Source organism: Calditrichota bacterium, assembly GCA_013151735.1.
Taxonomy (GTDB): domain Bacteria; phylum Zhuqueibacterota; class JdFR-76; order JdFR-76; family BMS3Abin05; genus BMS3Abin05.
This window is the reverse complement of record JAADHR010000137.1, coordinates 60,680-74,012: the sequence shown is the minus strand read 5'-3', so window position 1 is coordinate 74,012 and position 13,333 is coordinate 60,680. Positions and strand designations below refer to the sequence as shown.

Annotated in this window: 13 protein-coding genes; all 13 read right to left on the bottom strand. The window is 46.0% G+C overall.

Annotated features, from left to right (window positions below; all coding sequences use genetic code 11):
* Positions 1-730, bottom strand: a 730-nt coding sequence (locus tag GXO76_09855; GenBank protein ID NOY78156.1) for a glycosyltransferase family 9 protein, incomplete at its 3' end; no start/stop codon positions are given.
* Positions 731-732: 2 nt separating this feature from the next.
* On the bottom strand, positions 733-1,872 hold the full coding sequence (locus GXO76_09850) for an aminotransferase class V-fold PLP-dependent enzyme (GenBank protein NOY78155.1): 1,140 nt from the start codon (positions 1,870-1,872) through the stop codon (positions 733-735).
* The gene (locus tag GXO76_09845; GenBank protein ID NOY78154.1) at positions 1,869-2,669 is read right to left on the bottom strand and encodes a diaminopimelate epimerase; all 801 of its coding nucleotides are present in this window, start codon (positions 2,667-2,669) and stop codon (positions 1,869-1,871) included. Before GXO76_09845 ends, GXO76_09850 begins: the two co-directional genes overlap by 4 nt.
* A 64-nt stretch (positions 2,670-2,733) precedes the next feature.
* Complete coding sequence (locus GXO76_09840) at positions 2,734-3,606, bottom strand: hypothetical protein (GenBank protein NOY78153.1); 873 nt, start codon at positions 3,604-3,606, stop codon at positions 2,734-2,736.
* A 29-nt stretch (positions 3,607-3,635) separates the two neighbouring features.
* A complete protein-coding gene (locus GXO76_09835) occupies positions 3,636-5,603 on the bottom strand; it encodes a M1 family metallopeptidase (protein NOY78152.1) in 1,968 nt (655 codons plus the stop codon).
* Between the two features lie 12 nt (positions 5,604-5,615).
* On the bottom strand, positions 5,616-6,653 hold the full coding sequence (locus GXO76_09830) for a tetratricopeptide repeat protein (protein NOY78151.1): 1,038 nt from the start codon (positions 6,651-6,653) through the stop codon (positions 5,616-5,618).
* Positions 6,653-7,192: a hypothetical protein gene (locus GXO76_09825; GenBank protein ID NOY78150.1), complete on the bottom strand. Its 540-nt coding sequence runs from the start codon at positions 7,190-7,192 to the stop codon at positions 6,653-6,655. The genes GXO76_09830 and GXO76_09825 overlap by 1 nt, the downstream gene beginning before the upstream one ends.
* A 153-nt stretch (positions 7,193-7,345) precedes the next feature.
* On the bottom strand, positions 7,346-8,485 hold the full coding sequence (locus tag GXO76_09820) for a glycosyltransferase family 4 protein (GenBank protein ID NOY78149.1): 1,140 nt from the start codon (positions 8,483-8,485) through the stop codon (positions 7,346-7,348).
* A gap of 3 nt (positions 8,486-8,488) precedes the next feature.
* Positions 8,489-9,079: a nicotinate-nucleotide adenylyltransferase gene (locus GXO76_09815; protein NOY78148.1), complete on the bottom strand. Its 591-nt coding sequence runs from the start codon at positions 9,077-9,079 to the stop codon at positions 8,489-8,491.
* Between the two features lie 5 nt (positions 9,080-9,084).
* The gene (gene bamD, locus GXO76_09810) at positions 9,085-9,903 is read right to left on the bottom strand and encodes an outer membrane protein assembly factor BamD (protein ID NOY78147.1); all 819 of its coding nucleotides are present in this window, start codon (positions 9,901-9,903) and stop codon (positions 9,085-9,087) included.
* Positions 9,904-10,007: 104 nt separating this feature from the next.
* Positions 10,008-10,685 (bottom strand): hypothetical protein, encoded by a 678-nt coding sequence (locus GXO76_09805; GenBank protein ID NOY78146.1) that lies wholly within the window; start codon positions 10,683-10,685, stop codon positions 10,008-10,010.
* A gap of 56 nt (positions 10,686-10,741) precedes the next feature.
* Complete coding sequence (locus tag GXO76_09800; GenBank protein ID NOY78145.1) at positions 10,742-11,761, bottom strand: hypothetical protein; 1,020 nt, start codon at positions 11,759-11,761, stop codon at positions 10,742-10,744.
* Positions 11,754-13,331 (bottom strand): apolipoprotein N-acyltransferase, encoded by a 1,578-nt coding sequence (gene lnt / locus GXO76_09795; protein NOY78144.1) that lies wholly within the window; start codon positions 13,329-13,331, stop codon positions 11,754-11,756. Before lnt ends, GXO76_09800 begins: the two co-directional genes overlap by 8 nt.
* Positions 13,332-13,333: the final 2 nt, after the last annotated feature.

Sequence of the window (13,333 nt, the reverse complement as noted above, 5' to 3'; positions counted from 1 at the left end):
TGTCCAGAATGTCCTGGTCGTTCGGACCGCCTGTAAGAAAAATTCGAACACCGAGGGCCGTGTTTAAACGAACCGCTAAATCCGCAAACCGCTCCCACGGCCAGAGTTTGGCGGGCCAGGTTCCTCCGGGGTGCAATCCCACGATGGGTTGATTCAAATCAAAGCCGTGCGTTTTTAAGTAGGATTGTGCCCAGGCCCGTTCGCTTTCCTTGAGGAACACCTCCGTGCATGTGCCGTCCGCTGGCAGGGCGAAAAATTTCAAAATATTCAAATAAAAATCAATGGCTGTTCGCCAGGCGTCCCGCGAAACCGGAAACAGGTGCGTATACAGATGCCTGCGGTAGCGGTAATCGCCGCCAATGCGAATGGGCGCGCCCGAAAAGTAAAGTTGAAAGGCCGTCCTCGGAAGCCCCAGCAAATCGGCAGCCACGGCACATTTTTGCTGTCTTAAATGTTTAAAAAATCGCACCTGTTCCACCAGACTCTTCACCGGGGGGAGTCCGTCAAAATAACGGCGGTCGAACGGGATCACGCCATCCAGGTGCGGGTTGTTTTCCAGAAGCTCTGCAAAGGGCGGCTCCGCCAGAAACAACAGCCGTGTGTGCGGCAGTCCTTTTTTTAACGCACGAATCAGGGGCGTCGTCAAAATCACATCCCCCATAAATCGCAGGCGAGACAGCAGCAGGCAATCCACGCGCCCGGGATCAATAGGCTCAAAAAAACGGGACACGCTCAGCCCCTTTGCTTTTTCAAGGCGTCGACCACGGCCAAAAGCTCGTCTTCCGTGTTGTAGAAATGGGGAGAAGCCCGCAGGTGTTTCAACCGATAGGATAAAAAGATTTTTTTTCGGATGAGGGCCTGATGCAGCGGAGCATCGTCCTCCGATAAGGCAAACGACACAATGCCGGAACGCTGCTCTTCCCGGGTTGGAGAAAGCAGCGTCGCTCCCATGGCCTGCAACTTCTCCGAAAGAAAGGCCGTCAAGTGTAAAATGCGGTCTTGAACGGCCTTTGGTCCAAATTCAAGAAATAGGTCAAGTGACTCCGACATTCCCCTGAATCCCAGGATGTTTGTCGTGCCCAGTTCAAATTTTTGCGCAGAGGAGAGAAACCGAAGCTGAAAATCCAACAGATTCCAGGGGTTTTCCACACTCAGCCAACCGGCAAATGCCGGTGATATTTTTTCAAGCAGTGCTGGCGCCAGATACGCAAACCCGGTGCCCATGGGCGAGAGCAGCCATTTGTGCCCTCCTGCCGCCAGAAAATCGATGTCCCAGTCCCTGACATTCATCTGCAACGCTCCCACGCCCTGAATGCCGTCCACAGCCAAAAAAGCGCCGCGGGCGTGGCAGAAATCGGCCAGTTCTTTCAGATTGGCCCGAAAGCCGTTGGTAAACTGCACAAATGAAATGGCCAGCACGCGTGTGTGCGGCGTAAAATGGGGGGCAATTATTTCACGTGTGATTTCTTTCCCGGAAACCGGCAAAAAATCCACTTTTACACCCTTGCGCCGGAGATTCAGATACGGGTACACGTTGGAAGGAAATTCAATGGACGGAATGAGAATCCGGTCGCCCGGCTGGAAGGGAAATCCCTGTGCAAAAATATTAATGCCGGTGGAGGTGTTGGGAACCAGAGCAATCCGGTCCGCTGAATCCGCCTGAATAAGTTGAGCCAGTTTCTGGCGTAATTGCGCCAGATGCGCAATATTCTCTTCGTCAAATTTAACCGGACCCGCGTGTCGTTTGGTGAGAAACGTCTGCATTGCTTGAACCGTGCGCACCGGAAGCGGGGCCACTGCCGCATGCTCCAGGTAAACCATTTTCCGGGTGTGAGAAAACTCCCCCCGAACATCGGCCAGATTCATGCTCATGCGTCTTTCCCGAGTTGAAGTTCAGCGGAGTAAATCACGGTAACCGTTCCACTCAAAAAAACAGAACTCCGTTCGGAATCAAAGTCAATAGTCAATGTTCCACCACGAGCTACCACCGTAACCGGCGGCCGGACATAGCCCTTCAGAAAACCTACAATAGCCGACGCGGCAGAGCCGGTTCCACACGCCAGAGTTTCAGCCTCAACCCCCCTCTCGTAAGTTCGGATGTGAAGTGTGTGTTCATCTTGAAAATCAACAAAATTGACGTTTGTTCCCTTTGAAAAATGCGGGTGAAAACGCAGGGCTTTCCCGATTGTTTCCACATCCACATCGGCCAGATTATGAGCCCTGACCACAAAATGCGGTACCCCTACCCGGGCAAATCCTTCGCTTGTCAGACCAAATGCCTCAGCCAGCTGAAGTGTGAGGTCGATGTCCTGTGCCATTGGCATGGACACCCGCACGTACGTTCCGCTCACCCGGGCTGAAATGGGCCCACTTTGGGTCATGAATGTGAGTCTCTCTCCATTTCCCAACCCAAGCATCCGGCCAAAATAGGCAATGGCGCGGGCACCATTACCGCAGAGTTCCCCCTCGGATCCGTCTGCGTTAAAATACCGCATCGAAAAATCGAGTCGATCCGACGGCTCCAAAAGCAAAATACCGTCTGCGCCCGCACCGGTGCGCCGGGCACAGATCCGGCGGATCCACCCCGGTTCGGGCAATAACTGCTGGTTTCGATTGTCAATGAGAATGAAATCGTTTCCCGTTGCTGAGATTTTTACAAAGTTTATCACTCTGAATTCCTTTTACTCTTATCTTTCGGGGGTGAAAAAAATAAGTCTCAAGTAAACACGAACCCTAAAGATAGCTAAACGGCGAGCGAATTCGATTTACCAACACAATTTGCGATGCAAAAAATTGAAGTCGCAGCCCCACTTTTAAAAAGATGATGAACTGCTGAAAAAGAAAAAGAGCTCCGATGGAAACCAGATTCCCTCCCGTGAGAAAATGACTTCCAACCCAATAAACGCCCATCAAAAACAGGCCCGTTAGACACAAAACACCATACAAAAAGAGGGTCGACCCCGGATGGCGAAAAACAAAACGTACCGCCTCTGCGAATGAGAACAGCACCGATCGGTGATTATCCAGCACCAGGAATGTTTTGGTGTAATCCAGCAGCATGTTAAAAAACAGAAACAACGCACCAATCAAAAATAGCGCTCCCCCTCTTAAGAGCGATGAAATAATTTCATTGAAAATATGGGGCTTTAAAAACCTCAAAACAGACATGAAAAGAAAATAAACAGGAAGGAGGATCAAAAGAAGCAAAGCTCCCAAAAGAAAGATCCTGAAAAAGCGTAAAAAATAGTCAGAACACAAATTCCAAAAGTCGGAAAAGGGCGTTGGTGCATCCTTCTGACCATAAACGGAATACACCCCTCCCATGAGAAAATAATAAAGCACGCCGTACACCAGACTTACGATAAAAAGACTGGCCACGAGCACGGATAACCCGGACGCATTGTCCCTGAAGAAATTGACGATGGCCATAAAATCAAATGAACGTAAAATATCTTCTGCACGCAGGGAGTGATTCAAATACCGGCTTATTAGCGTATGAGCAGGATACGCACTGATCAGAGCAAACATGAGATTAAAGGCATAAAACAGCAACCAATATTTCTTATTTTGAATGACTTTCGTTAGACCGTCCGTATAGGACTTCATTGACTTCATTAGGAAATATCCCGATCTTATTAAAAACCAGAGAGTTGAAGAACATTCTGTATCCAAAAAAGAACCCGTAAACTCAAGCGGGTAACAGCCCGTTTTTCCCCTTGACGTTTCCATGAATTGTTGACGACATTTTCATCCAGCCAAATTTTGTGAAACGGATCGATCGCCACATAAGTGAGCGCATAGCGAGATTTAATGGTCCATTTTTTCCAGGGTGAGATGCCGTTCCAGTTTTTTATGATGGATGAGTCGTTTGCAAATTCGATTTTTGTCTGGATGGGCACATGAAGATTCCCTTCCCGGAGAATTTTTATGGTCGATTCATAAACGTCCGAATTCGGCACGGTTTTCTTGCCCGCGGCTTTTTTTCCGTGTTTGACAGAATCATTTTCGGCCTTGTTCGGTTCCGGTGTAATTCGGGAACTGTGCACGGATCCAATGGCGTAGTCCAGGTGACCGGCTTTATTTAAAAATTGATCAAAATACCAGTCCCAATTCCCGCCTGTGACATCCTCTACCGTCTTAATGAAATCCCGGCTCGTGGGATGCTTAAACTTCCAGCGCGTGAAATAGGTTCGCATAATGTGGTCCATCTTGACAATCCCGACATAATCCTCAAATGTGCGCAACATCATGGCCGGTTTGGAATACGAGTTTGATGAATAGCTTGCCGGGCTGTAAAAATCCCATGCATTTCGCTTAATCGGATCAAGAGCAGCGCCATTTAAATATTCCAGCCATTGCAGGTTGGAATCGCTTATCTTAATGCCGAACAAATCGACGGAGGATTCCTTCTCGCCATAGTAGTAATCCATAATTCGTGTTTCGTAGTAAGTGTTGATTCCCTCATCCAGCCAGGCTTCTTCAAATTCGTTATTGGCAACCATTCCGTACCAGTACTGGTGACCAAATTCGTGAACGGCGACGGTCTCAGGCAAACGGATCCCCTTCGGAATCAGCCAATGAGTTCCCAGCGTTATGAGTGTGGGATATTCCATTCCCCCCGCCCCCGCGGCGGCCGTTGGCGGATCAATCATCGTCAGCGTGGAATAGGGATACAATCCCACATGTTCATAAAAATAGGTCATCGCATTCTTAACGGCCTGAAGGTAGCGTGGAACATGCCGCTTATGAAAAGACTGATAAAACAGGTTGATTTGAACCCGCTCTTCAGGTTGATCGGGTAACTTCTTAAGAAAACTATCTCTGGCAATGCGAAAATCCGGTGACGCCGCCCAGGCGAAATCGTGGACATCTTCTGCCAAAAACCGAAACATCGCTAGAGAATCAATCGTTGTTTTCTCCAACAAATCACCGGTTGCACCCACTTCATAGTTTTTGGGTACAAAAATCCTCACATCGTAAACACCGAAATCGGCAAAGAATTCTGACGTGGCATGATATTGGTGACAATTCCATCCCCCGTTCTGATACACGCCAACCTTTGGAAACCACTGGGCCACCATAAAAAAATTCTTGTAATAACCCGCTCTTGCAAATACGCGCGGCAATCTGGTTTCAAATTCAATTAAGAGCTTTATCTCTCCCCCTGGAGGAACCGAAACCGGGAGCCGGAGTCTGGCAACCGTTCGATCAAAGGGATTGCCATCATCGGGAGAAACAAATGAGAGAGAATCCAATAAGTTGGTACCATTCGCCAGTTTCAGGCTTTTCAGTCGAATACTTCCTCTTTTGCTCTTTTCAAATTCACGACCATGAAACCGGCTTCCTGATTCCTGCATAAAGGTCGATTTTTCACTGCTGAATGCATTCATGTAGAGATGAAGGTAAATATCCGGAACAAAGTCGCGGGATGTGTTCCGCCACGTCAAAACCTCCGACCCCGAAACGAGCTTTTTGCCGGGATTGAGCGAAACGGTCATAACGTAGTTGGCAATCCGGGGGCTGGGAACTTCCTGAGCGACCAAAAGAGTGTTAAGTGATACGAACAACGCAATAAAGAGAATGGTTTTGGGGACTGTTTTCATGTTTACCTGCATCTATTCTTGTTTAAGCAAGTAGTTTAGTGCTGCTTTGGCTTTCGGAGCGACTTTCGAATCCGGATAATAGTGCAAGATTTTGGCATACAAAACAATCGCAACGGTTCGATTGTCTAATTCCCGCTCATAAATCGTAGCCATTTGGTAATAGGCCCGGGCAATGAGCCTGTCGTCATTGCTGCGGTTGATAAAAGCCACATATTCCCGTACGGCCAGTCTGGGACGGTGATATGCAGATTCATAAATATGAGCCAGGTGAAGATGCGCCAATGCGGCCAGGGAATGATCCGGATACTTTCGTACAAAGTGGACAAAAAGTTTCAGAGCCGTTTTATTCTTTTTCAAGGTATTCTGATAATAATCCGCAATATAGTAGAGCGCATTCGGAAAATACGCCGAGTTCGGCCATTCCTTCATCAGTTCCAGATAGGTGTAAAAGGCTTTTTCCTGCTTTTTATTTCGGGATAATATTTGGGCCTTTTCATACAACAATTCATCCAGATTCGATTTGAGGAATCCCTTTTTCAAAAGCCAGTCAATCTCCCGAAGAGCGATTTCATCGGTTTGAGGAAGATCAAGAACAAATAACCTTTGAACATAGGCCAGATAGTTTTTCTTCAATGAGTGTGGGAGAGAATTACTGGTCAACCAATACCGAACAATGGATCTTTTCGGGGAGAGTTTTTTGCTTTTTAATGAGAGAAGAAGCAACGCATTGATTGAATTATAATCCCGATTCGAATCAGGATAAACGGTGATCTGCTTCAAATAGGAGGCAAATGCATTCAGATATTTTTTCTCTTTAACATAGAGATTTCCCTGGAGTTGCAAAAGCTCAGAATTCCTTGTAGATTCTGGAAAGTGTACGACGTAATAGTGTACCAGAGTCAAAATCTCAGAGGAAAGATTCGGATCATTTTGGTCGTACAGGGAGCGAATCCACTGATAAGAAGTGGCGCTGTCAGCCGGAGCATCGGCTCGCAGCGGTGCGGCACAAACCAAAACGATCAGAAAAATATGTAGTGGCAGATATTTCATCAGAACGTCACATTAAGCGTGAATAACAGCCTATTTGAATTAAAAAACCTTTCAAAAGAGGACGCGGTTAATCCCTTTCTGATGCCATACTTGTACTGTACAAGGGTTCGTTCGCGTTCGATCACCCAATCCCCGTGAGCCCAATCGAAAGCGTAACCTGCGGCATTCAGGATTAATCCTGCCATAAAAATGTAGACATTCTTCTCTGTTGTTTTTCCATACGTAAAATTTAGATTTTTCGTATACTTCCACTGCCGAAACATTCCAATTGAACTGGTCAGCATTCCCAGCGTTCGAACGCCTGCGATCGCATAGGCGGCTCTTTTATGTTGGGCATAATAGTGAATAAAACCAGGTACTGTTGCCGCAATAAAAATCCGTTTCCAGTTCAAATCCCGCATAAGCATCTGATATTCGCGATAAGTCATTTCCTTTGGAAGGGTGGGAATTTCGACGGCGTCCCCCCGGGGGCTTTGCGCAAAAATGGGTGCGGAGAGACTCATCAGCAGAAAAATCGAAAAAAAGCAATGCCTGAACATCAGAAAATCTCCTCAAGGAAAAATAAGCATTGACGGATGGATGGATAACTTTTGTTTTATTGGATTTTGAAAATTTAATAAAAAATAATTAAAGTTACAAGATTAAATTTTTTTGAGCGTAAAACTCCCATATAATTCCTTGTTTTTTGATGGCTAACGAGTCATTCTACGGTTTACACTTTTCCTGTAAAGCTGCTCCAGATGGTCGATCATGGTATTAAAATCGAAGTATTTCTGAACGCGCTCCCGTCCACGTTGACCATATCGACTTCGCTTTTCAGGCGAGCGGATAAGCGCTTCCACCCGATTGACCAACCGGGAAACCTCTTTCGGCGGAACCAATTCCCCCGTTTCCCCACTAACAACAATGTCCAAAATTCCATCACAATTGGAAGAAACAACCGGCAGCCCAACGGCCATGGCTTCAAGGACCACCAATCCGTAGGCCTCAGCATGCGACGGGAAAACAAAAATGTCCAGCGCCTGAAGCATATTTTCAATATTCTTTCGAAATCCCGTGAAGACAAGGCGGTTTCCCAACTGCAGCTTGTCGGCCTTTTTCCGAATCAGATTTTCCTCCTCATCTTCTCCTCTGGAGGCACCGCCAATCAGCATGAAATATGTGTTCGGATACAAGCCGGACAGAATTTCGGCCATTTCCAAAAACTCCAGATAGCCCTTGGCGCGCTGCAATCGCCCTGCAATTCCGATGACAAGCGCATTTTGCGGAATGGAAAACTCCTCCCGCACCCGATTCCGGCTGCGCCTGTCCGGTTTAAACCGCCGGGTGTCAATTCCCAAGTGAAACAGTTCCACCTGACTTTTGTGAACCGGGTGGGTTTTCAAAATGTTCTCATAAATCACCCTTGAGTTGGCAAGAATTTTATCGACCCGGGCATAAATTTTTCGATGGAAAAAATCCGATTTGGGGCGCTGGGTGCCGATGTGTTTTGTCAGAAACAGGGGGATATTTTTCCATTTCTGGATGGCCGGAACAAGTGTCCATAAATCCCGTGAATAATGGGAATGAATAATCTGAATGGCATTTTGACTGATAAAGCGGCGCAGTCTTTGCTGTTGAATGGGGTGCCAGTAAGACCTTAAGGGAAGCGAATAGGTTGTCAATCCCAGTGCCTCTGCTTCCCGCATGAGGGGGCTTCCCGGAAAAGCGGCAACAATGACGCGATGTCCCCTTTCGGCCAGAGCCCGGGAGAGTTCCGGCACATGCATTTCCATCCCGCCCCAGGATTGGGAAGAACACACCTGCAAGATGTTGTATTTTTGATCCGACACGTCTTAATAATTGGCTTGGTAAAGGTGGTGAGTTTTTATAAACTCCCGAACCGAATCGGGCACAAAATACCGAATGGAATGCCCTTTTTTGATCCTTTCTCGAATTGAACTGGAAGAGATTTCAATAAGAGGTGCGCGGCTAAACAGGACTCGTTTTCTTAGAGAGGCTTCCACCTGGTTTATGGAAAACCCCTTTCTCTGAACAGCAACGAGCTGACACAATTCCAATATCTTTTCCGGCTGATGCCAATTCGGAAAATCAACCAGGTTATCCATCCCAATAAACCAGAACAATGTATCCTTTGACCTGTGATTTTCACGGACCTGCCTAAGCGTGTCTACCGTGTAAGAAATGCCTCCTCTTTGGATTTCAAGATCAGATACCCTGAATGTGGGATTGTTCTGTATCGCAAGAGAAACGAGCTGAAAGCGAATCTCCGCTGGCAGGACCGCATCTTTTGGCTTGTGGGGAGGGGTTGCCGACGGAATAAACCAGACCTCGTCCAGCAAAAACTCATCCCTTACAAATTCAGAAATCAGAAGATGTCCTGTGTGAATGGGATTAAAACTGCCGCCATACAGACCTATTCGCATTCCCCCTACTCACTTTTTGAATTCTGAACGGTTTGACCGGCTTCATTTTTGCTCAGTATTTTTCGAATCGCTCTCAATCGCTTCTTGGCCTTGGAACGATAGCTCCCGTCCGGAAACTTCCGAAGATACTCAGCCAGTGTATCCCGAGCTTCTTTAAATTTATCCTGATGATATTCGGCTTCCCCCTTCCAGAACAAAGCCTTCTCGCCAAAAGGCGTATCATAATAGTCGTTGATAACGAACCCATAATAAATTTCAGCCGCCTTCCATTCATTCATTTTGCGGTAAAGTTCCGCGTTTTTGTAGTCTTTTTTGGCCAGCTTATTTCGGCATTCCGTTAATTTTATCTGGACATCTTTTTTAAGCGGGCTGTTCGGGTAGTCTTCCAGAAAGCGTTGAAACTCGTCAATCGCCTTGTACGTATATTCCTGATCCAAACCATAATGGGGAGAAAGCTCATAGTAGCACAATCCAATCTTGTAACGCGCATCATCTGCAAACTGGCTTTCCGGATAATTCCTTAGAAGTTTCTGGTACTCAGCAGCAGCCAAAATGTACTCTTTTAATTTAAAGTGAGATTCGGCCAAATAATACTGTGCCTTGTCAACCACACTGCTTCCGGGATAGTTTAACACAATTATCGTGAGTTCTGTTTTGGCATCCAGATAATGCTTCTTGTGAAACAACTCAATGGCATGTTTCAAACGCGCTTCCGGCGTCAGAACGGGTTTCTGTTTGGTCGATGAACAGGATGCCAACATAAATGATAAAATAAGTAAGAGACTTCCTGCCAAAAATATTTTTTTCAGGTTGCTAAACTTCATTCGCAATTCCTTCCCTTCCTTAATATTTTTTATTCCTAAAATGCGATTATCTTGCTAAAAAGAGCTTCATCAGTGAGTCAAATGACCGAATTTGTCCTCCCCTGCTATGTTGTCCGAATGGAAAAAAACAAAACAATAACTGCGATTGAGACACCTGCCAAAAAGCCCAGTTTTAAATACATACGAAATGCCCCTTCGGTTCGTTCCATTTCTCCGCGCAAAAAGGAAATCTGAGTCTTCTGATAATCTGAAACCTGGTTTTGTGTCAAGGTGTCCTGTTTTGCAGAAGCCAAATCGCCGCTCCAGAGAACCCTTTTATCGCGGAGGTTTACCACCTGAATATTTTGTACCAACCTTCCCATTCGCAGAAATTTTTTTTGCCTGAGAAATCCTGTCTTCATGGGGACATAATGTATTGAAAAGGATTTTAGATAGGATTCAATTCTGTAGCCGTTGGTCAATCGTGCATTTGACCAAAAGATTGCCTTGAATCCGTCTTTTTGCACGATTGAATTTAGCGATGAAAAAAAGTACCGCGCCATGGGTGTGGATTCTCCAGCCTGAACCAGCAGAAGTGAATCGCTTTTGTTTAGTTTAACCCGATTTTTGAGCTGGTACCAGTTCTCTTTTACCAGGTTTTCCGCCAGTTCTTCATTTGTTTGTCCCCATACCGATCCCCCGACAAAAGGAATCAGCACCAAAATCAGACACGAAACCCGGAAAAATCTCAGGGCTTTTCTCCGATACCCGGCCAATGGATTCAAATTCAGGAAAATCTCCACTTTCTTTTTATTTTACAAAGGGTTCGCAATAATCCTTACCCGAAACTTGCCAAAAACTAAAAATAGACCAAAAATGAAAAGAGATGCCATTGGTCCTTCCATTTTAAATCGCTTCTTTCAATGACATAAGAATAATTAAAAACATAGTCAGCGTTATCATATTTTGCATTATCCGGGCGAAAAATATTTGTACTCAGCAATCCGATTCCTGCAGAAAAGTATTTTTTATGTGTTTCATTTTCCTGAAAATAACCCCCGCGAAGCCCGACAATCTTTCCAAACTGTTGTTCCATTCCAAAATGGACTTCCCGCGAGGCAGGTTTCGTTTCTTCTGAAATATTCCGAACATCCAGACTGGCCATCGTCCCGCGGAACGGCCTGTAGGACAGCCCCACATTTACCGTTTCATCGACGAGCCGCTCAATAGGAAGCCGAATATTCTGAATCACGTCGGGCACATCATAAAACATAATTCCCACATTTAAATTTCTCGCCGGTTTAATCAGTACGCCGTAACTGGCTCCAAGCTGTCTTTTTACATTTCCGCTGTCTTCAAATGTGTAATAGCTGAGGGTTCCGCCCAACGAGAATCTATCGGCCAGGTTGATACGCATAAAGGCCGTTTCGTAGTGATTGCTTAAAAATTGTTTTGCCGAAAAGATATTCTTTTCGGAAAGTTCTTTGTACCGCTTCAAGGGTTCCTCATAGAAGGTAATTCCCGCCTGAAATGAAGGAACACTAAAAACAACCCCCTTCAGCAGGGTTCGGGCCACATTCCACCATTGATGATCGGTTAGTGGAGTTGTTTGATGGTCTTTGTAGTATAAAAGCAATCCTGCAGAGGCCACCGGATTTGCAATGAGCGAAAAACGCAGTCCCCTCTTCAGGGCCCAGAATTTTACCGAGGCGGGATTGTAAGCAACCGAACCAATCCCGTCCTCCACCGCAACATAGGCTCCGCCCATTGAAATGGGCACAATCCGGCTGACATCCAGTGTGGCGAAATACTTATCCTGAGCATAAGAGGGCGAGAAAAGACCCCCTATCAGGATTATCAACACGAAACTCTTAAACACGCGTCTGCCTCTTTGCCAGCTTTGCTTTAACCAGTATCCAGATGATTTCCACGCAGGTAACACCCACCACCACATATGTAAAAAGATCGCCGTGCCGGGTAAAAAATGTTTTCTTTGAGTGAAGGACAATGATCGGTCCCTTTGCTATTTCTTGCTTAAACAGTTTGGTCTGTGTCAGAACACGCCCGTAGGGGTCAATAATCATGGAAACGCCGGTATTGGCACATCTGGCGACGCTCACCCGATTTTCAATCGCACGAAAAACGGCAATTTGTGCATGATGGTAGGGCGCCGCTGATTTTCCAAACCAGGCGTCATTGGTCACAATAACCAGAAATTTGGCACCCTTTTTTACAAATTTTCGGACCTCATCCTGAAAAATAGACTCATAGCACACAACCCCCGCGAATGTGAGTTGTGACGTTCCTTCAGTAATACCCCTTTTCCGAAGATATGTTCCTGGCAATTCAAATAAATTATAGCCCTTGCCAGGTGTAAAATCACCCACCCCGGTTTGAAGGGCATCAAGCCATTTTTCAAGAAAGGGGAACGTTTCACTTAACGGTACTTTTTCACCAAAGGGAACCAGACGCATCTTGTAGTAATACTGAATTCCCTTGAAATCGGGCAAAATGAGAAAAATCGCATTGTACGCATTGTAGGTCCCCTTTTTTACAAATTGATAATCCGGCGTTCCGGTTAGCAAGGCGACAGAAGATGAATCCACCAGAGCTGTAATCTTTTCCAAATATTCGGGTCGGCTCCTTAAATAGCAAGCGGTTGCTGTTTCCGGCCAAATCACCAGATCAATGGACGAATCCTTTAGTGCTTGTCGTGTCAGCCGGGTGTAGATTCTGAAGTTTTTGGCTAAAAAGGCCTCATCCCATTTTGCCAGAGGGTCAATATTCCCCTGAACCAGGGCGACTTCTATTTTTTCCTGAAATTTTTCCTGTTTCGGAAGGGTCATCTTCCCATAAAGCCAGGGCAGGAAAACCAATACGGCCAATAATGTGGCATAAAGCAAACTTTTCCGCCAGCTTTTCCAGTGTTTTAATAAAAGATAAACACACGTATTGATCAGGAGGATCCAGAACGAAACGCCAAAAACTCCCGTGATCGTGGCAAACTGAATAAAGCTGATATAATAGGTTTGCGTATATCCCATAGATGACCAGGGAAATCCGAGCACCCCAAGAGAGCGAATAAATTCAATAAAGAGCCACAAAAACGGATACCATATAATGGCCTTTTCCCCGAGATATTCCCGAAAGATGGCGGCCAAATACATAAACAATGCAAAATAGAGGGCCAAAAAAAGAATGGCACCGATTGCCCCCAAAATTGTAATGGTTCCGATCCAATAGAGATTGGCAATGTGAAAGAACACCCCCCAGAGATACCCCCATTTAAAGGCAGACCCGGGCGAAACCCCTTCCAACAAATAGAAAACCGGTACAAATCCAAAAAACGCCATAAAGCCGAGATGATAGGGCGGAAAGGCAAATGACAAAAGCAGGGCGGATAAAAGAATCAGAAAATACCGCTGCAATCGAATGGTTGGATTTTTCATCT